Annotated in this window: 13 protein-coding genes and 1 tRNA gene; 11 read left to right on the top strand and 3 right to left on the bottom strand. The window is 62.2% G+C overall.

The features are described from left to right. Positions 1-143: 143 nt before the first annotated feature. From HMPREF2879_RS02055 to HMPREF2879_RS02075, 5 genes are all read left to right on the top strand, one after another. A tRNA-Arg gene (locus tag HMPREF2879_RS02055) sits at positions 144-219 on the top strand. 402 nt (positions 220-621) lie between these two features. Continuing rightward, positions 622-2220 (top strand): DNA repair protein, encoded by a 1599-nt coding sequence (locus HMPREF2879_RS02060; protein WP_070634710.1) that lies wholly within the window; start codon positions 622-624, stop codon positions 2218-2220. After that, positions 2220-3473, top strand: a complete 1254-nt coding sequence (locus tag HMPREF2879_RS02065) for a cell wall biosynthesis glycosyltransferase (RefSeq protein ID WP_070634711.1) — start codon at positions 2220-2222, stop codon at positions 3471-3473. The genes HMPREF2879_RS02060 and HMPREF2879_RS02065 overlap by 1 nt, the downstream gene beginning before the upstream one ends. A gap of 279 nt (positions 3474-3752) precedes the next feature. Further along, positions 3753-4073 (top strand): 2Fe-2S iron-sulfur cluster-binding protein, encoded by a 321-nt coding sequence (locus tag HMPREF2879_RS02070; RefSeq protein ID WP_005507166.1) that lies wholly within the window; start codon positions 3753-3755, stop codon positions 4071-4073. A gap of 2 nt (positions 4074-4075) precedes the next feature. After that, positions 4076-5020: a DUF4232 domain-containing protein gene (locus HMPREF2879_RS02075; protein WP_070634712.1), complete on the top strand. Its 945-nt coding sequence runs from the start codon at positions 4076-4078 to the stop codon at positions 5018-5020. 142 nt (positions 5021-5162) lie between these two features. On the opposite strand, the gene HMPREF2879_RS02080 is transcribed toward HMPREF2879_RS02075, so the two are convergent. Continuing rightward, positions 5163-5750: a malonic semialdehyde reductase gene (locus HMPREF2879_RS02080; RefSeq protein ID WP_005507168.1), complete on the bottom strand. Its 588-nt coding sequence runs from the start codon at positions 5748-5750 to the stop codon at positions 5163-5165. 147 nt (positions 5751-5897) lie between these two features. Here HMPREF2879_RS02080 and HMPREF2879_RS02085 point away from each other — a divergent pair, with 147 nt between their 5' ends. Further along, positions 5898-11435: a DEAD/DEAH box helicase gene (locus HMPREF2879_RS02085; RefSeq protein ID WP_070634713.1), complete on the top strand. Its 5538-nt coding sequence runs from the start codon at positions 5898-5900 to the stop codon at positions 11433-11435. Positions 11436-11719: 284 nt separating this feature from the next. Here HMPREF2879_RS02085 and HMPREF2879_RS02090 read toward each other — a convergent pair whose 3' ends face one another. Then, complete coding sequence (locus HMPREF2879_RS02090) at positions 11720-12304, bottom strand: TetR/AcrR family transcriptional regulator (RefSeq protein ID WP_049327335.1); 585 nt, start codon at positions 12302-12304, stop codon at positions 11720-11722. A 559-nt stretch (positions 12305-12863) separates the two neighbouring features. On the opposite strand from HMPREF2879_RS02090, the gene HMPREF2879_RS02095 reads away from it, so the two are divergent. From HMPREF2879_RS02095 to HMPREF2879_RS02115, 5 genes are all read left to right on the top strand, one after another. After that, positions 12864-13970, top strand: coding sequence for a pseudouridine synthase (locus HMPREF2879_RS02095; protein WP_049360612.1), 1107 nt, complete (start codon positions 12864-12866; stop codon positions 13968-13970). 163 nt (positions 13971-14133) lie between these two features. Beyond that, positions 14134-15396, top strand: coding sequence for a glycoside hydrolase family 76 protein (locus HMPREF2879_RS02100; RefSeq protein WP_049360611.1), 1263 nt, complete (start codon positions 14134-14136; stop codon positions 15394-15396). 161 nt (positions 15397-15557) lie between these two features. Beyond that, positions 15558-16496, top strand: a complete 939-nt coding sequence (locus HMPREF2879_RS02105; RefSeq protein ID WP_070634714.1) for a Dyp-type peroxidase — start codon at positions 15558-15560, stop codon at positions 16494-16496. A gap of 184 nt (positions 16497-16680) precedes the next feature. Further along, positions 16681-17991 (top strand): tRNA guanosine(34) transglycosylase Tgt, encoded by a 1311-nt coding sequence (gene tgt / locus HMPREF2879_RS02110; RefSeq protein WP_049360606.1) that lies wholly within the window; start codon positions 16681-16683, stop codon positions 17989-17991. Positions 17992-18023: 32 nt separating this feature from the next. Continuing rightward, the gene (locus HMPREF2879_RS02115; RefSeq protein WP_049360604.1) at positions 18024-18533 is read left to right on the top strand and encodes an SRPBCC family protein; all 510 of its coding nucleotides are present in this window, start codon (positions 18024-18026) and stop codon (positions 18531-18533) included. Positions 18534-18655: 122 nt separating this feature from the next. Here the strand turns inward: HMPREF2879_RS02115 and HMPREF2879_RS02120 are convergent, their stop codons facing one another. After that, positions 18656-19357, bottom strand: coding sequence for a hypothetical protein (locus tag HMPREF2879_RS02120; protein ID WP_049360601.1), 702 nt, complete (start codon positions 19355-19357; stop codon positions 18656-18658). Positions 19358-19583: the final 226 nt, after the last annotated feature.

Consider the following 19583-nt stretch of genomic DNA (forward strand, 5'->3'; position numbering starts at 1 on the left):
ACGCGGCAAAATGGGGTATTTTCAGGATGCAAGGAGGGGATTTTGGGTCAATTTCGAGTTTTTCGGCTTGCACACCCTTGAGGACATCCGTATAGTAGTACCTGTTGCCGCGACGGGTTGAAGAAATCCGAAGCGAGGAACATGCGCCTGTAGCTCAACGGATAGAGCATCTGACTACGGATCAGAAGGTTGGGGGTTCGAATCCCTTCGGGCGCACCACCGATCCCCGGTTCTTCGGAACCGGGGATTTTTTGTATGCCCAGAAGACGTACCCGGAAGACACGCCCGGGAAGATGCGTGTGGGGAAAAAGCGCGCCCAGAAAACGCTCTGCCAAAAGCCCCGGGGCAGAGCTCAAGCCACCGCACAGTACGACATGTTGCAGTACGACATGTTGCAGTACGACACACTGCGGGCTCTAGCTAGGTGCAGCAAGGACGCTTCACCACCTGACGCTGTCCCCGCTGTGTCAAAAACCGCGCCTAAAAGCGCCTCAACCTGTGAATCCGCAGATTTACGCTCCCAGATGACGTGCTCCGGGGCACACCCGCCGAAAAACGCCTAGGATGGAAAGAAGGACCCTCCACACATAGGCTGGAGAGCAGACAACGCGAAGGAGCACTATGGCACAGCTATCCATTCCGCAGTCCCTGATAGGTGCGCTCATTGATATTGCTGATTTGGGAACCCTCGATTGCTTCCCGCCCACCGAACGATGCGCCCACTGGTCCATCTATGACGCACAGCGCCAGGAGCTCCTCTGCCCCTGCGCACCCGCCGCCAACACCACCGCGGAGAAGCTCTTTGAGGCCGCGGCAAAGATTCTCTACGAGAACTTCCCCCGATATATCGACTCTCCCGAGGAAATCATTCCTTATACTTCCCGACAGGAACTCGTTGCCGCCCTACGCCGCGGTGAGGAAGAGCCTGTTGATGAGGAACAGGGCGAGTTGCAAGAGCAGTCAGCTGAAAATACTGTAGAGCCTACGGCTGAGGTTGAAACTAGCCCCGCCGAACCTGCAGTAGTTGAGGACACGGAAGTGAGCGCTTCTGTTGCGCCCAAGCCCGCAGCACCGAAGCCCGCACCTTCCCCCGCGCTCTTTGCCGCCCGCGCGGCCCAGGCACCCGCACCGGCTCCCAGCGTGCCGGAAGAAGCAACTGTGGAGGCGACTGCAGAAAAGACGGTTCCGACGCCCACCACGGTTGCTCCCGCAGCGCCCAAGCCCGCTGCACCGAAACCTGCAACACTCAAGCCTGCTGTGCCGAAGCCTGTGGCTCCCAAGCCTGCAGCACCGACTCCCGGCGCGCCCTCCCCCGGTATGTTCCGCAAGTCCACGCTGACTTACCGACCGCCGCGCATCGAAGAGTACCTGGAGGGCCTGCGTGCCCGCCAACAGGCTGCCGAAGCCGCAGAAGCTACCCATACGGCAGTATCTAGCGAGCAGGCACCTGTTGAAGAGTTGCTCGTGTTTGCCCAGTCCTTGCCGAGCGCACCCGCAGCTCCCAAGCCGAGTGCACCGAAGCCCGCTGCACCGGAACCGGGTGCACCGATGACTGCCGCACCCGCCCCGAGCACTCCGGCAGCAGAACCGGTAGCCGCCGCACCTCGCGGCGTTACCGCCGAGGACCGCGAACGCAACTACCGACTGCGCCCGAGCCTGCGTGCCCGCCTCGAACGCGAAAACATTAGCGAAGAGCTCGTGCGCACCATCCTGCGCGACGGCGAAGCGGAACGCATCAACGATTGGACCATTCGCTTCACGCACGACGACTACCGGGTTGACGTGAACACCGCCTCCGCAGAAGTTATTACCGTCATTGACGAATACGACGCCGACTACAACGAGGCGGCGCAGGCTTCCCTGGCGCAGGGCGAATACACCTCGCTCAACGCCCTGGAACTCGAGTTCAGCGAGCGCGCTCGCACCTTCTTGAAGAAGAACCCGCCGTTCGTTTTCGATCTGATGCTTCAGGCGCTGAGTAGCCCCGAGAGCGTGCGCATGGCTGAAGGCTGGACCCGCATCTACGCGGCACAGGGTCTGGAGATCGCGGTTTCGCCCGATGAGCGGACCGTTCTGGCTCTGGCGAAGACCCCGGATTTCCATGTTCTGCACGCGGAGAACCTGCGCAAGGTGCAGCTCGAGGAGCTCAGCAACACCCTGGCGAAACAGGCAGAAGATAAGGCAGCCCAGGCAGAAAACACCACCGAGGAGGAGAAATAATGTCCGCTAAGCAGATCACTATTCCTCTCGAGGTGTATGTTCGCCTGCAGGAGCTTGCCTCCCTCGCCGCCTATAGCTACCGGGACAATCAGGGCTCCGAAGAGAACAGTGCAAACAATAAGCCGTGGGATTTGCTCTCCAAGGACGGCGCGTCCCTACTCGATGAGAACGGCGCGCTCAAGCCCGAAGCGGCAGAGCTCTACTTCACCCTCCTACCGCTCATTGCCCAGGAATTCGTAGAGCAGCAGCAGGCACTCGTGGACGCATACCGTCAGGCACCCAAGCCCGCCGCCGCACGCGCCAAGATTCGCCCCTCCAACCAGCGCCTCATTCCGCTGACCGAGGTGCCGCTGGAGAACCAGCGTATTGCCGCGCGCATCGAGAAGGAATTCTACGGTGACGTGCCGCCGCGCCGCCGCATCTACGGTGTGCTCCCCGGCGTGATGGACTACATGATGCGCCACGGGCTCACCTACGAGCTGCTGTTGGACATCATCGGATCCCCCGCAAGCACGGTGGTTCAAGAAAGCGCGCAGGAGAACCGTTACGGCCGCGAAGTCACCCTCTACACGCATGAAGAGGAAGGCTACCAGGTGGTGCTCAACCCCCTGACTGCCGAAGTGCTCGCGCTGCGCCCGCTGCAGGCTCTGGCGGGAGGCTATCAGCTCTCCCCCGATGCTCAGGCACAGCTGAAGGCGCTCGGTCTGACCGGCGAGTACATTGCCCGCATCCTGGATGAGGCTGAGGACCGCCGCCCAATTCCCGGCAGTAGCCGCACCGTGTACTCGCTCAACGGCTACCAGGTGGAGTTCTCGCACTCCGACCAGCAGGTGATTCGTATTAGCCGCGGCACCGCGCCCAGCCGTAACCCCTTCGAGTCGCAGCCGAGGATGAGCGGCACAAAGAGGCAGCGCGGCCGCAAGATCCCGCACGATGTGGATGCGTTCGTGCAGCTGTTGCAGGAGCACGGCTTCACCATCACCATGGGCGGTAAGCACTACGACATTCGCCACGAGAAGCTGGCTCCGGGTCAGAAGGCGGTCACCTCGGTGACTCCGTCGGATTCGCAGCGTTGGCACCTGAACTCGGCACGCCAAATCCGCAATACCTTCGGTATCGACCTGCGCTACGCCGATCCGCGTGATAGCGTGCGCGGTATTGTGCGCGGCCCCGGAGGAAGAGTCCAGAATTCCGATAACCACAGCGCAGAAAAGCAGGACGCCGAGAAGGCTGCGGAGAAGGAATCAGAGTAGGTCTTCGTCACCGTTAAAGCGCGCCTGCGTGCCGGTTCTTTATACTGCCCCCAGCATGTCTTTGCATCTGGGGGCAGTATTCATATACGGCTATATCCCGCATTGTCAGGGATTTAAGAGGTAGACTGGGGGCAATACAGACATGCTATTCAGCATAAAAATTAATATGCGTTCCCGTGATATGCGTGACGGTAGGGTTGGGGATACACCACAAAGTACGGTGAATAACAGCCCCTACCTCTACAATAGAAACGCATCACTACAGAAGAAGGAGAACGCATGGGCGTAACGATTAAGGTCACTGACGAAGCAGGCGTAAACTACGACATTCAGTGGGAAGACCACCACACCCTCCTGGAAGCCCTCCAGGCTAACGGTGTGCCGGTCCTCGCAACCTGCGGCGGTAACGCATCCTGCGCTACCTGCCACGGCTTCATCGACCCCGAGCACTTCGAAGCTTCCGGTGAACGTACCGAAGCTGAGCAGGACCTGCTCGACATGGTCGACGATGTCGCCAACGAGTACTCCCGCCTGTGCTGCCAGGTCGAGTACGCCCCCGGTATGGACGGAGCAGAAATCCAAATGCAGGCGGCGATGTAATCATGTTTAAATCGGCTCAGGTACTCGCATCAACCACCCTCCTCTGTTGCGTGCTCGCGCTCAGTGGATGCGGCGCGTCCCAGGCCGGTCAGGAAGCTGAAGGCACCTCGGCGCAGCCGAGTGCTTCGGCTTCGGTCAAGCCCGGCACGATTCGAGTAGCTTCTGACGGAGCTACCCCTTCGGTGACTCCGGGCTCCATTACCGTGGTGAACTCCCCCGAGGCGGAGAACCACGGCTCTTCCTCTGAGCACTCCGAGTCTTCTTCCCACACCGAGACTCACAAGTCGAAGCAGAACTCTGACTCTCATTCTTCTGAGTCCTCCCACGAGGGTTCCGAGCAGAACAAGTCAGACGACTCTGCAGATTCTCAGCAGGATTCACAGAAGAGCTCAGACTCGTCTTCACAGTCCGGTTCTCATTCGTCGAACGGATCCTCCCATTCTTCGGAGTCTTCACGTTCGTCGAGCTCATCGAATTCGTCGAATTCCTCGGATCGTTCTTCGAACTCCTCCAACAACACTGCTGAAGGCCCCGGCCAGTGCGATCTGGACGACCTGAACATTTCGGTGTCCATTGGAGATGGCTCCCCCGGCGCCCGAAACTACACCCTGTACTTCCAGAATTCTTCGGATTCTTCCTGCACCCTGCGCGGCTACCCGCGCGTGGTGCATGCGGGTCCTTCGGGCACCTGGGTCGGTCGTGAGGCTTCCACCTCTGATGAGTACATGAACTCTGCGGGCGTGACCCTCAACCCCGGCGATAGCACCACCGCGGTACTGCGTTCGGTGTACCCGGCACGCTTCGGCGACGCATGTGGTAGCCGCCCGGTTCAGGGCTTCCTGGTGGGTCTTCCCTCCGGTTCCGGTGGCGTGATTGTTCCGCTGGATACGACCGCGTGTTCCTCGTCTGTTCCGCAGCTGTCGGTGGGTCAGTTTGGTGCCCGCTAACGCGGCATTTCAGGGTTAAGAAACCGGCGCGTATAACGCACATATGGTTCAAGGGCGGTTCCCCGTGATGGGGAACCGCCCTTGAGCTGTCTATAAGTCTGAATCTAGGGTTTAGCTTTAGTCATACCATAGCTGCGCGCTCTTAGAGGGAGCGAGCAACCTCATCGTGGCTGAAGCGTGCACCGCGCGGGTATGCGGGAGCCTCACCGTGACCGAGGTTGACGACCAGGAAGGGGATTTCTGCGTTGTCCGCGAAGAATTCCTTTTTGATGCCGGCGAAGTCTGCGCCGGTCATGGGGCCGGCATCCAGGCCGAGGGCGCGGATTGCGGTAATGAAGTAGCCTGCCTGCAGGTGAGCGCTCAGCTCAGCGGCGGGGGTGGCGAGCTCCTCGGTGGTGTAGAAGCCCTTGATAAAGCCGGCAGCGTTGGGGTTGAAGGTGTCAGCGTGCTCTACCCAGTTTGCGTCTGCGGAGAGGATTGCGGTCACCGGTGCCGCCTGGGTCTTAGCCTTGTTGCCGTCTGCCAGGTGTGCGACGAGGCGCTCGCGTGCCTCGGGGCTCTTGACCCAGGTGATGCGCAGGGGCTGGCTGTTGAAGGCGGTGGGGCCATAGAAGGTCAGCTCCTGGATGCGGCGCAGCTGCTCGTCGGTGACGGGCTCCTCGGTGAAGGAGGAGACGGTGCGCGGCTCGTGGAAGAGGCTGATGAGCTGTTCTTCGGTCAGGCGGGTCATGGTGAGGCTCCTTTGGGTTGTTTCGCAGTCGATTACTTTACGGGTAAAATATTACATACTCTGTAGAGACACTGTCAAGCACATCTTCCTCCCCCAACCCCCAACAATTCAAGAGGCGCACACCATAAACCCCGCCATAATAGATACATGACCGACGCACTCTCCCACTTCTCCGCCCCCGTACGCGACTGGTTCCGCGCCACCTTCAGCGCACCCACCGCCGCCCAAGAAGGCGCCTGGGAGAGCATCCGCAACGGCAACAACACCCTCATCATCGCCCCCACCGGCTCCGGCAAAACCCTCGCCGCCTTCCTCTGGGCACTCGACGCCCTACACCGCGAACACGAAGCCGGCACCGCAGGCGGCACGCGCATCCTCTACATCTCACCCCTCAAAGCACTCGGTGCGGACGTCGAACGCAACCTACGCGCGCCCCTCGCCGGAATCACCCGCCTGAGCGGCAACGACACTGGCGAGCCGAGCATCACCGTGGGCGTGCGCAGCGGCGACACCCCCGCACGCGAACGCCGCCAACTCATCAGCAACCCACCCGACATTCTCATCACCACCCCTGAATCCCTCTACCTCATGCTCACCAGCGCCGCCCGCAACACCCTCGCCGGCGTGACCACCGTGATCGTGGATGAGATTCACAACCTTGCCGCCACCAAACGCGGCGCGCACCTGGCAGTATCCCTCGAACGCCTCGATGCGCTCCTTGAAAAGCCCGCACAGCGCATTGGTCTCTCCGCAACCGTCGAAAACCCGGAGGCGGTCGCCCGGTTCCTCGGTGGCATTCAGCCGGTGACCATCATGAGCCGCCCGGTTGCCAAAGAATGGGACCTGCGTCTGAGCGTGCCCGTACCCAATATGGCGGCGCTCGGAGGCGCCAACGACTACGGGCAGGGGCTCTACGCCCCATCAGAATATGCGCCCTCGGAGGTGCCGGGCGGCGGGGGCTCAACTTCTGCCGGCTCGGCGCAGGGCGCGGCACAGCCTGCCCCCAGCGCAGCGAATACCCCGGCAAGCGCGCCCTACACGCTGGAAGATGCCATTGGCGTATTCCCCGGGCAGGAAACTGGTCAAGAAACCGGACAAGAAACCGGACAGGCAAACCCGGCGCGACAGGGCAATAACGCCGCGCCCAAAAATACGCTCACCATCCCGGAAGAATCACTCCGTGAAACTGCCGATAGCGAGCGTCCCGAGACTTCCATCTGGCCGCGCGTACAGGAGCGCATCGTCGACCATATTGAGAACAACCGTTCTACGATTGTTTTCGTTAACTCGCGTGGACTAGCGGAAAAGCTCACCGCGGCACTCAACGATATTCACCTACACCGCGTGCTCGCAAAGCAGGGCATCAGCCCCGAAGACTACGCGGCGGGCATCTGCGACATCGCCGAGGTGCCACCGCTCGCCCGCGCGCACCACGGCTCCGTATCCAAGGAACAGCGCACCCTCATCGAGGAAGCGCTCAAGGGCGGAACCCTACGCTGCGTGGTCGCCACCAGCTCCCTGGAGCTGGGCATCGACATGGGCCACGTGGACCTCGTAATCCAGGTGGCCGCACCTCCATCGGTTGCCTCCGCACTGCAGCGCGTGGGCCGCGCCGGACACCGCGTGGGCGAAATTTCGCGCGGATTCTTCTACCCCAAGCACCGCGGCGACCTGCTCGGCGCAACCGTCACCCTCGCCGGAATGCGCAGTGGAACCCTCGAGCCGCTTGCCATCCCCACCAACCCCCTGGACGTACTCGCGCAGCAGACCGTCGCCGCCTGTGCGTTGGGCCCCATCAGCGTGGACTCCTGGTACGAGGCGCTACGCCGCAGCGCGCCCTACGCCGAACTGCCGCGCGCCCTCTTCGACTCCGTACTCGAAATGCTCGCCGGACGCTACCCCTCCGACGAATTCGCCGAACTGCGCCCGCGCATCATCTGGGACCGCACCCCCACCGAGGAAGCCCCCTCCGGCAGTATTGAGGGCCGCCCGGGTGCGCAGCGCCTCGCCGTCACCAGCGGCGGCACGATTCCCGACCGCGGGCTCTTCCCCGTCTACCTGGTCAGCGGCAATGAGGAGCGCGGCCCTAAGCGCGTGGGTGAGCTCGACGAGGAAATGGTGTACGAATCCCGTGCTGGCGAGGTCATCACCCTCGGCGCGAGCAGTTGGCGCATCGAAGAAATTACGCATGACGCGGTGCGGGTCTCCCCCGCACCCGGTCAGCCCGCACGCCTGCCCTTCTGGCACGGCGACCGCATGGGCCGCCCCTACGCCCTGGGCGTGCAGACGGGTACGTTCACGCGCGCCCTCTCCAGCCTGGACGCCACCGATAGCGCCGCCGCCCGCCAGCAACTCGAACAGCTCGGACTGGACACCTGGGCAGTCGATAACCTGCTCGCCTACCTGCGTGAGCAGCGCGAATCCACCGGGGCGGTCCCCTCCGATACCCGCATGATTGTAGAGCGGCACCGCGACGAACTGGGCGATTGGCGCGTGGTCCTGCACTCGCCGCTCGGCTACGGGGTGCACGCACCCTGGGCGCTGGCGGTACGCGCCCGCATTGAGGAGCGGTACGGGGTGGACGCTTCCGTCATGGCGAGTGATGACGGCTTGATTCTGCGTCTGCCCGCTATGGAGGATGTGCCGCCCGGCGCTGATCTGTTCCTTTTCGACCCGGACGAGCTGGAGGCGATTGTCACCGAACGCGTAGGCGATTCGGCGCTTTTTGCGTCTCGGTTCCGTGAGAATGCGGCGCGTGCCCTGCTGTTGCCGCGCCGTGATCCGGGTAAGCGCACCCCGCTGTGGCAACAGCGTCAGCGTGCGGCGCAGCTGTTGGATGTGGCGCGTAAGTACCCTGATTTTCCGGTGCTTTTGGAGACGGCACGCGAGTGTCTGCAGGATGTGTACGATGTTCCGGCGCTGGTTCAGGTGCACCGTTCGTTGCAGTCTCGGGCGGTATCCATGCTGGAGGTTGAGACGAACGACCCTTCGCCTTTTGCACGAACCCTGCTCTTTGAGTACGTTGCCGAGCACCTCTACGACGGCGATGCACCCGCCGCCGAACGTCGCGCCGCCGCGCTGTCGCTGGACCCGGCTCTACTGGCTGAGTTGCTGGGTTCGAGCGGTCTGCGCGACCTGCTGGATCCGGCGGTTCTGGTGCAGACTCAGCAGCGTCTGCAGCGCACGGATGAGCGTTACCGCGCCTGCGGCGTGGAGGGCGTGGCGGATCTTTTGCGTCAGCTGGGTCCGTTGAGCGCGCGGGAGTTGAGTCTGCGCTTGCAGGCTGACAACCCGCGGGCTCAATCTGCGGCACAAGGTTCTCAAGATTTCGGCGAGTCCGAGGACTCTGAAAACTACGGCGAAGAGTACGGCGCGCACGCCAGCACGGATCAGGCGCGTGCCCTGGCGGAAGAGCTGGTGCGCTCGCGCCGCGCGTTCTCGTTCATGGGAGCTGCCGACGGTTCCGCCGAGCCGCAGCTGTACTATGCGGTGGTTGAGGATGCCGCGCGTCTGCGCGATGGGCTGGGCATTATGCCCGCCGCGGCGCTTCCTACTGCCCTTTTGGAGCCGGTCGCGGAGCCTTTAGAGGATCTGGTCTCTCGATATGCGCGCACCCACATTCCCTTTACGGCGCAGCAGGCGGCGGAGCATTTTTCGCGCCTGACCCCGGTGGGCGTGGGCGTGCTGACTCCGGTGTTGCAGCGTCTTCAGCAGCAGCGCCGCCTGAGCTCCGGCGAGTTCCTGCCCGAGGTGTTGCGTGCCTTGGGGTCTGCCGGTGTTGAGTGGGTGGATGCGCAGGTTTTGCGCACGATTCGTGCCCGTTCTCTGGCGGCGTTGCGTGAGGAGATTGAGCCGGTATCGGCGCAGGTCTATGGTGTATTCCTACCCTCGTGGCAGAACGTTCGTTCTTTATCCGTGCGGGTTGCACAGACCCTTCCGGAGGCGAGCGCCTACGGTGCGTTCATGCCCTCCCGCCGTGCCGCCACGGTGGTAGGCGAGAGGGTGGCACCCCTCAGCCCTGCCGCTGAAAACAGTGCTGATAGCGCGGCTCAAGATTCCGCCTCCGCCACGGAGGATCTGCTCACCGCCATCGACCAGCTGGCGGGTGTGCGCGTACCTGCTTCCGCGCTGGAGACGCTGATTCTTCCGGCACGCGTGCCCGGCTACCAGCCGCACATGCTGGACGAGCTGATGGCGAGCGGCAGGGTGTTCTTCACCGGCGCCGGGCAGCTCGGCGGCGGTAGCGCACAGAAGTCTGACGGCTGGATTCGCCTGCATTTGAGCGAGAGTTCTTCGCTAACTCTGGGTGAGGACTACCCGGAGCAGCTGTTGCGCGCGGAGAACCCCGAGCTTTGGGAGGCGCTACAGGCTCCGGGCACGCTGGAGCACGCCATCTATGAGGCGCTGGCTCATGGCGGCCTGTTCATGCCGGCGCTACGTGAGCGGGTGGCGCAGCTGATGAGCGCTGCGGCACCTGCCGGTCAGGTGGTGACTTTCCCGGATGCGGCGGAGGTTTCGGCGGCGCTGTGGCGCTTGGTGTGGGCTGGTGCGGTGACGAACGATAGTTTCGCTCCGGTTCGAGCGGTACTTGCCGGTGTCCGCAGTGCGCATCCGACTCCGGCACCTGCCGCGCGTCTGTCGCGGGTGGGTCGCCGCGGTGCGGGTCGTATTGCGGCGGCGCGCGCCTCCATGGGTAACGGCATGGCGGGCGGTTTCGGCGCTGATAATTATGGTTCCAGCGGTTACTCTGCACCTGCCGCCGGGCGCGGCCTGCGTTCCCTGCGCGGCAATTCCCTCCGCGGCGGGCTCCATGCCGCCACTCCCGCTGTTGCCCCGCAGGATAGCGGCCGCTTCTCGCGCGTGGACTCACTGCTGCAGGATCCGGTGGAGGCGACGGTTGCGGCGCTCGCACGCGCCGACCTGCTGCTGGACCGCTACGGTGTGCTGACTCGCGGGTGCCTGCAGGTGGAGGATTCTGCCGGCGGGTTCTCGCAGCTGTACCGGATTTATTCGGCGGCTGAGGATCGTGCGTTGGTGCGTCGCGGCTACTTTATTGAGGGTTTGGGTGCGGCGCAGTTTGCCGCCCCCGCAACGGTGGACCTGCTGCGTTCTACCGCCGATAGCCTCAGCATTCCCGCAGGTCAACAGGCTTTTGGTGCGACACAGGGTTTTGGTGCGAGCGCCTACGCCCCGCAGCGTACCGATACGGAGCGGGTGTACGGCACGTTCACGGTGACCCTGTTGGCGGCGAGCGACCCGGCGAACCCGTACGGTGCGGCGCTGAGCTGGCCCGCGATTCCCTCCTTTGCGCACAAGGGCGAGGGCACCGTGAAGCACCGCCCGGCACGCAAGGCGGGTGCCTGCGTGGTGCTGGTGGATGGCGCCCCGGTGCTCTATGTGGAGCGTGGCGCGAAGACCCTGCTGGCTTTCACCACCGACCCGGTACTTCTGGAGGCGGCGGCCCCCGCCCTGGCGCGCCTGGTGTCCACCGGTGGCGCGGAGAAGATTTCGGTGGAGAAGGTCAACGATGTGGAGCTTTTGGGCACCCACACGGTGAGCACATCCACATTGGGCGCATCCGGCGGCGAGGTTGTAGAGCATCCGGTGGAGGCGCTGCGTGCGGCGCTGCAGGCGCAGGGGTTCTACGCGACGGTTCGCGGCTTATCGCTACGCCGCTCCATTTAGACTGCGCCGTTCCATTTAGCCCGAGCCTCAAGCTTAGCCTCAGAATAAAACTATTTTCTTCAACCTCAACTTGAGCATCACAATGCCCCGCACCCTCATTGAAGGGGGTACGGGGCATTATGTTTCCCTACTCACGAACCGGGTGGTGTTCCCGGATTCCACCACGTCGCAAGCGGCGTGGTGGAGGAATAACCGCCCGGATGTCCACGTCGCCTTTGCCGTGGAGCACGTAACCAAACATCGGAGCGGGAAGTCCTGTGTAGACCTGTCACCTCTTGAGGCGGCTAGTAGCCGCCGGTGAGGGTGTCAACGGCACCCAGGCACAGGTCGATGGCTTCTTCAAGCCCGAGCCCGCGGGAGCGAACGGTGCGCTGATCGCGGGGGTTGAGCTGCACGACGTGCAGGGCGAAGTAGTCGACGAGTTGCAACCAACCTCCGAGGATGACGCGGGTGCGGTCATTAATCGGCATGCCGGTGCGTTCAAGCATCCATTCGAGGTAGTCGGTGGGGTTGTTCGGGAAGTCCTCCCCACCGGGGGTGGGGACACCGGCTACAACGAGGAAGTAGGTGCGCAGTGCATTGCGCAGGGCCTCCTCGGGGTTTTCGTGGTGCTCGCCGAGAGCCTCAAGGACTGCATTGGCTTCGCGTCGGGTGACGGCTGCCGCCAGGGAGTCCTTGCCGGGGAAGTAGTGGTAGAGCAGGGCGCGGGTGATGCCTGCGTCGCGGGCGATAGCGCTCATGGAGGCACCGAGCACGCCGCGGCGAGCGAAATGTTCTGCAGCGATTTTCAGAATTTGCTCTTCGCGTTCGTGCGGCTCCATACGCAGGGCACCGGTGCGAGGCTCCGCATTCTTTTGTGAATGTTCCATAACCTCTCCTATCGCATTTTCCGGTGCTTTGGAATTGCCCGATTGCACCGCTGTATTTGGGGGTGTTCCTTTAACCTCTGCATCCTTGCGCTGTTTCTGTCCCATTTCGACCCCTTCGTTCGAAATATCGAACTTCTGTGTCTTAATCGTACCGCTTTAAGGCGGTTTCCAGCCTTTATTACGGCCTTTATGACGTAGGATGCCCAGGTTAGCAGGTCTTTATTTGCTTTACATCTTTTATAATTAGAAAAACTACAGGGTCTAAATTGAGGGTTATTAGTTTCTGATTTGACAGCATTTTCGAAAATATCGCACTTAAACGCTGTTTTTTGTAAAATTAATGCAGTTTTTTTAAATTAAATATCCAATAATTTCAAAAATTTGTGAAGTTTTCGTTTTCTCAACCACACGTTCACACAAACATTCATGAGTGTCAGACAAATCTGATTTCCGCAACCCCACACCCAAACCCACGGTAATATTTCCGCCTGCATGCAGCTCAGTCTGACTCATCCGTACCGCCGCCGAGCCAATCCCGCGCAGGCGGTAGAGTAGAGCCATGCCCGCACAGAACACCGCCCACACGCAGCCCGGCACCGCCTATCAGTCGAAACCGGCACGCCGCATGCATCGCCGTCTGCTGACCCCTCCGCTAGCTCAGAAGAACGGCATTGACCCGATTCAGCTGATCCTGCCACTGCCCAAGGAGCTCCCGGCTGAACTCACCCCGAATGGCACGGCTCCGGCAACCATTGCGGACTATCTGATTGCGCGCTTCTACCCGAACGACCCGCAGATTATTTACGCCCGCTTTAATACCGGTGAGGTGCGCCTGGACGACGGCACGATCCTGACCGGCGATAGCCCCTATATGCCGGGTGAGCGCATCTGGTATTTCCGCGAGCTTGTGGATGAGCCACAGCTACCCTCCGACATGCCGGTGCTCTACGAGGATGAGCACGTGCTGGCGATTGATAAGCCGCATTTTCTGCCGACCACCCCGCGCGGTTCCTATATTGCGCAGACCGCGCTGACCAAGCTGCGGGTGCGCGAGCAGAACCCGCTACTGATTCCGATTCACCGCCTGGATCGCCCAACCGCGGGCGTGCTGCTTTTTGCCAAGACGGTGGAGGCGCGCCGCCCCTTCCAGATGATGTTTCAGCACCGTCAGGTGTCGAAGACCTACCGCGCCGTGGCACCGGTACCCGCCGATACCGCCGCCGCCGAGCAGGCGTTGAGTGCGCAGGGTCTGCAGGTGCGTTCGCATATTCAGAAGATTCGCGATCGGCTGCAGGTTCAGCAGCTTTCTGAGGAGCAGTGCGCGGCGCAGGGTGTGGAGCCGAATACGCTGACGACCGCGAAGATTCTGCGGACTTTCACTCCGAGCGCGCAGGCGGTTGCTGGTTGGCGTGCGGAACCGAATAGAGAATGGGCGCTCTATGATTTGGCGCCTCACACCGGCAAGACGCACCAGCTTCGGGCGCACCTGAACCTTTTGGGCTCCCCCATTCTGGGCGATGTGCTCTACCCGCAGGTGCTACCCGACGCCCCAGACCGTCCCGAGTACCCGCTGCAGCTGCTGGCGTACAGCCTGCACTTTGAGCACCCCATCACCGGCGAACAGGTGGACCTGTACAGCGGGCGTTCGCTGGCTGCCGCCGCCTAACCCGTTTTTGAGTGGCGTTCACCTCGTTCCCCGCGGTGCATCTTCTCGGCGGGCTCTCGAAAAGGGATCACACCCGAGAGCCCGCCCACAGCATCCGGGCGCTCAGAGGGTAAAAGGTGGGATAATTTCAGACGTAATACTTCACCGCAACTACAGAGGGTCCATGAAATCCCAGCCGTCTTCCCACAACGAGCAGTCTCTGGAGTCGATTAGCGAGTACGCCCAGCGCACCTCCTCGCACGCCGCTACCGCAGCCGACAGCGTCACCGACACCTTCGTGCACCGCATCCTCGGTGTTCCCGGCGCCCTCATCGGTTCGGTACAGGTTCCCGACCCGCGCCCGCTGAGCCAGCGTCTGAGCGCTTGGCACTACTGGTGGCAGGCGCACCTGCTGGACTGCATAATTGATGCCGGTCAGCGTCACCTGCGCGAGGGCGATATTACTGCCGCCCAGGAGCAGCTGCACCGCGCCCGCGCACTATTGCGCGGCATTAACGTGCGTAACTACGGCCGCTTCGCTAACGACTACTTTGACGATATGGCGTGGCTAACCCTCGCGGTGGGCCGCATGAACTCCTTCTGCATTGAGCTGACCGGTGCGAACGATGTTGCCGCTCAGGATGCCGGCGCGGCTCTCTTCGAGCAGCTGGCAAAGGGCTTCTCCCCGGTGGGCGGCATGAGTTGGCGTAAGTCCAAGCGTGATTTTGTGAATGCTGCGGCGACCGCGCCGACCGCTCTGGCGTATGTGCGGGCGGGCGACCCGAAGACTGCCGCCGCGCTCATGGACTGGATGAACGAAACCCTCTGGGATGCAGAACGTTCGCTCTATATTGACGGTGTGAATGTACGCGGCGACGAGTACGAATACGAGCGCGGCGAATTCACCTATAACCAGGGAACCGCCCTGGGTGCCCTGCTGAGTTTGGCTGCATCCGGCGTGCCCTGCGAAGTGGACCCCGCAGAACGCGCCGAGCGCCTCATCGTCGGCATCGTCAAGCACATGACCGAAGAGGTGGAGTTCCTCTCCGGTGCGCGCCGCCGCATCCTCATCTCGCACGGCGACGGCGACGGCGGCCTGTTCACCGGCATTCTCGTGCGCTACCTGGGCATGGCGGCGTCCTCGCCGCTGCTCAGTGATGAGGCGCGAGCGCTCGCCTCGACCCTGGTGTACTCGACCGCACGCGCCCTGTGGGAGGGTCGCCGCGAGTTCGACCCCGACCTGCCGATGAATGAGTACGGCATTGACCCGAATGAGATTCGCGGTAAGGCGCTCGTGCAGTTCTCCCCACGGTTCACCGAGCCGATGAGCAAGGTTGTGAAGCCCGGTGCGCCGGTGGAGATGTCCGCTCAGGTGCAAGCGTGGACTATTTTTGAGACGGCGGCGCGTCTGGCGCATGCGCGGTACCTCGCCTCCCGCAGTTTCTAAGGCACAGTTTCTAAAGCGCGGCTTCTAAAGTACAGCTTCTAAGACCCGGTTCCTAAAACCCTGCTGTTCTTTGCCTCCCAGCCCTAATCTTCTCCGTTCAGTGCAGAAGGTTAGGGCTGGATTCATTGCGGGGGCGTACGCACGGGCGTACGGTGAATTTTATGCTTGCTTCAGAATCACAACAGGTCACTGCCAGCCCGAACGCTAACACCATTTTCATGGTGTGGAAGTTCAAGAAAGACATTGCTCACGATGCACTCATCGAGGGGTTCCAGAACCTCTGCGGGCTCGTCATTAACCTCAACCACACCGCCGCAAACCGCTACTCGCCCGAGAACGCCAGCATTGTGCTGGGTATCAGCCACAGCGCGTGGCTGACCCTGGATCTGCCCAAGCCGCTGCCGCAGGAGCTCGAAGAATTTGAGGAGATTAGGGGCCCCAAGCACACCGCGGTGTCCACTCCCGGTGATCTGCACTTCCACATCCGTGCGACCCAGCCGTCCGTCGCCTACGATATGGCCTCCGCTATTACTGCGGCGCTACGCGATATTGCTGAGACCGCGGATGAGGTGCACGGCTTCCGCTACTGGGACGGCCGCTCCATCATCGGTTTTGTGGACGGCACCGAAAACCCGCAGACCCCCGCGGCACGCGAATACTTCGGTCTCGTCGGTGACAACGACCCCATGTACAAGGGCGGCAGCTACCAGTTCGTGCAGAAGTACATTCACGACATGACCGCATGGAATGCCCTGCCCGTCTCCGAGCAGGAGAAGGTCATCGGCCGCTCCAAGCACGACGACATCGAGATGAGCGAGGACGAAAAGCCCGCCAACTCGCACTCCGCCATCGCCAATATCGGTGACGACTTCAAGGTCATTCGCGACAACATGCCCTTCGGCACCGTGGGCAACAACGAGCTGGGCACCTACTTCATCTGCTACGCCAGCACCTTCTCGACCGTCAGGAAGATGCTCATGAACATGTTCATGGGAGTGGACGGCGCCAACTACGACCGCCTGCTGGATTTCAGCACCGCGGTGACCGGCACCCTCTTCTTCGTGCCGACTGTGGACATGCTCGGCGACTTCGCCGGCTAACTTCACCGGCTAGGGCGAGCTAAACCCAGCCACCCTGCCTGTACCCTAGTCTGCCTGTACCTCAGCCTGGCTGTACCCTAGCCTGACGGTACCCGCGAAAACCCCGCCTCCGGCGAGAGAGGCGGGGTTTTCCGGTAGGCTAGGGTATAGACATTCAGACGGAAAGCAAACAATCGAGAGAAGAATGAGCGTTCTAGATAACTCTTTCCCCACCGAGGACTTTGGCTTCACCATCACCAGCCGCCTGGCGGACACCGCCTCCCCCAGCGCTGAACGTGTAGAAGCCAACGGCGGACAGTTCCGCGGACGCACCGGTGTCATCACCACCCCGCACGGACAGATCCAGACCCCCGCCTTCACCCCCGTGGGCACCAAGGCAACCGTCAAGGCGGTCCTACCCGAATCCATGAAGGAGCTCGGCGCTCAGGCTCTGCTCTCCAACGCCTACCACCTGTACCTGCAGCCCGGCCCCGAAATCCTCGACGCGGCAGGCGGCCTGGGCGCATTCATGAACTGGGACGGACCCACCTTCACCGACTCTGGCGGCTTCCAGGTCATGAGCCTGGGCTCCGGCTTCAAAAAGGTAATCGACATGGGTACCGTCGCGGACGCTAAGGGCGCCGACGGCCGCCCCCTCGGTGACGACGACGTGGCAAAGGGCAAGGAACGCCTCGCCCACATTGACGACGACGGCGTGAACTTCAAGTCGCATATTGACGGCTCGATTCACCGCTTCACCCCCGAGGTGTCCATGCAGGTTCAGCACCAGATCGGTGCCGACGTCATGTTCGCCTTCGACGAGCTGACCACCCTCTACAACTCCCGCGGCTACCAGGAGGAGGCGCTCGAACGCACCCGCCTGTGGGCGCTGCGCTGCATCGCTGAGCACCAGCGTCTGACTGAAGAGCGCGTGGGCAAACCCTACCAGGCACTGTTCGGCGTCATTCAGGGTGCACAGTACGAGGACCTTCGCCGCAAGGCATGCCAGGACCTCGGCTCCATGCCCTTCGACGGCTTCGGCATCGGTGGTGCGCTCGAGAAGGAAAACCTCGGTACCATCGTGCGCTGGTGCGCCGAAGAGCTGCCCGAATCCAAGCCCCGCCACCTGCTCGGCATCTCCGAACCCGATGACATCTTCGTCGGAATCGAGAACGGTGTAGACACCTTCGACTGCGTATCCCCCACCCGCGTGGCACGCAACGCCGCCGTCTACTCCCCCACCGGCCGCTACAACATCACCAACGCGCGCTTCAAGGCGGACTTCTCGCCCATCTACGAGGGCTGCGATTGCTACACCTGCACCCACTACACCCGCGCCTACCTGCGTCACCTCTTCAAGGCGGACGAGCGTTTGGCGGCGACCCTCGCCTCTATCCACAATGAGCGTTTCATCGTGCGCATGGTGGACGACGCCCGCGAAGCCATCAAGGACGGCACCTACTTCGAGTACCGTGACGAGTTCCTCGGCAACTACTACTCCGGCAAGAAGCCCTAAACCCGCTCTTCAACCCGTTTAAGGAGAACCCTATGAGCATCACTCATGTTCCCGATGAGGAGCTTCTCGTCTTCGATCACGAGATTGCAGCCCCGGTCGAGGACGTCTTCGGCGCCTACCTGAATCCCGAACTGCTGGTCCGCTGGTACGGCCCCGCCGGCTGGCATGTGCGCCCCACCGACGTTGTCGTGGAGCCCGTTGTCGGCGGTCTGCAGCGTCTGTCCATGATCAACGAGGTTGACCCCTCGGTGTCCTGCATTCTGCAGAGCCGCTTTTTGAGCATTGAACCGTTCAAGGAGCTCGAATACGCAGAGCAGCTGCCCGACCACCTGGGCAACCCCGGTAGCGTGCTGGTGTACCAGCGTCACCGTTTCTTCCCCGAAACCGTGATTACCGCCGACGGCGTGGGAGCCGGTACCCGCATCGTTATTGAGATTGGCCCCATGCCCGCCTCGGTTCACGAGGAGGTACGCACCACCTGGCGTTCGACTTTCGCCCGCCTGGATAACGTGCTTGCCACCCGTGCCCGCGGAGAGTTCTAACTCGCACCAGCTCTGATTCTGCCCGCCTGCGGGTGGGAATACTAAAGCGCCGCGTTGACGAATGATACGTCAACGCGGCGCTTGTGTTTAATACCCGTGCCTTGCCGGGTGGGAATCGTAAACTAGTTGGTCAGCTTCACGGTAATGACGGTGCTGCCACCATCCAGGGACACACACTCGGGGGTCGCACGATCCGCGCCGTCGCCCGGCTTCCAGTAGCAGCGCGCCGACATGACGGTACGCTCACCATTCGCCTTATCGGTCACCTCGGCGGGGTTCTGCACCACAAACTGGCGGATCAGCTCACGCGCAAACAGGCAATCCACCGCGCCAGAGGCTACCTGCACGGTCGCATTATGCTTCAGGTAGCCGGTAGCATCCATGCTGCCGCAGCTACCACCCGCGGACTGAACGTCCGAGCTGGACAGGCTCGCGGTGCTCGACGCACTCGCCACTGCACTCGCCGAAGTATTCGCCTTAGCCGATGCGGAAGGGCTCGACGCCGCACTCGCCTGCGCGGTCGCCGTGGGGCTTGCGGTGGTGATGGTTCCGGGGCTCACGGTAGCCGCCGCGGTGGGGGTGTGCACGGTACCGGCAGTCGGGGTGCTTTCAGTGACCGTTACGGTGCGAGTGGGGGTCGCCTTCGCGCTCGTAGCGCTGGGACTAGGGATTGCGGTGGCGCTCGGGGAGGCGGTGGTGGCGCCTCCGGAGCATGCCGACAGCGCCAGCAGAAGCGTGGCACCGAGCGCTACGGGGCTGTAGCGCTGAGCGGTACGGAGGGTAGTAGAAGAAGTCTGGGTAGAGTGCTTCTGTGCCGGATGCATGGTGACCTTTCTGCGTCATTGGTTCGGGTTCCTAACCAGTATTCTAAAGACGCTACCTGTGAGCTAGCTATATACGGCATCTTAGAGACCCGCAGGGTGACCCCTCTGGGTATAACGGGATGGGGGCACCGCGGGAAGGGGACACAGCGGGAAGAATGCAATACGAGGAATGCAATAAGAGGGGCTCCCCGGCAGTGCGGGGAGCCCCTCCTTAGCTAGTCACAAC

The sequence above is a fragment of the Rothia sp. HMSC069C04 genome, from assembly GCF_001812895.1.
GTDB lineage: Bacteria > Actinomycetota > Actinomycetes > Actinomycetales > Micrococcaceae > Rothia.

What these genes read in the sequence shown, in the direction of transcription:
- HMPREF2879_RS02060 (WP_070634710.1), top strand. Translation starts at nt 622, where the DNA reads ATGGCACAGCTATCCATTCCGCAGTCCCTGATAGGTGCGCTCATTGAT.
- HMPREF2879_RS02065 (WP_070634711.1), top strand. Translation starts at nt 2,220, where the DNA reads ATGTCCGCTAAGCAGATCACTATTCCTCTCGAGGTGTATGTTCGCCTG.
- HMPREF2879_RS02070 (WP_005507166.1), top strand. Translation starts at nt 3,753, where the DNA reads ATGGGCGTAACGATTAAGGTCACTGACGAAGCAGGCGTAAACTACGAC.
- HMPREF2879_RS02075 (WP_070634712.1), top strand. Translation starts at nt 4,076, where the DNA reads ATGTTTAAATCGGCTCAGGTACTCGCATCAACCACCCTCCTCTGTTGC.
- HMPREF2879_RS02080 (WP_005507168.1), bottom strand. Translation starts at nt 5,750, where the DNA reads ATGACCCGCCTGACCGAAGAACAGCTCATCAGCCTCTTCCACGAGCCG.
- HMPREF2879_RS02085 (WP_070634713.1), top strand. Translation starts at nt 5,898, where the DNA reads ATGACCGACGCACTCTCCCACTTCTCCGCCCCCGTACGCGACTGGTTC.
- HMPREF2879_RS02090 (WP_049327335.1), bottom strand. Translation starts at nt 12,304, where the DNA reads ATGGAACATTCACAAAAGAATGCGGAGCCTCGCACCGGTGCCCTGCGT.
- HMPREF2879_RS02095 (WP_049360612.1), top strand. Translation starts at nt 12,864, where the DNA reads ATGCCCGCACAGAACACCGCCCACACGCAGCCCGGCACCGCCTATCAG.
- HMPREF2879_RS02100 (WP_049360611.1), top strand. Translation starts at nt 14,134, where the DNA reads ATGAAATCCCAGCCGTCTTCCCACAACGAGCAGTCTCTGGAGTCGATT.
- HMPREF2879_RS02105 (WP_070634714.1), top strand. Translation starts at nt 15,558, where the DNA reads ATGCTTGCTTCAGAATCACAACAGGTCACTGCCAGCCCGAACGCTAAC.
- tgt (WP_049360606.1), top strand. Translation starts at nt 16,681, where the DNA reads ATGAGCGTTCTAGATAACTCTTTCCCCACCGAGGACTTTGGCTTCACC.
- HMPREF2879_RS02115 (WP_049360604.1), top strand. Translation starts at nt 18,024, where the DNA reads ATGAGCATCACTCATGTTCCCGATGAGGAGCTTCTCGTCTTCGATCAC.
- HMPREF2879_RS02120 (WP_049360601.1), bottom strand. Translation starts at nt 19,357, where the DNA reads ATGCATCCGGCACAGAAGCACTCTACCCAGACTTCTTCTACTACCCTC.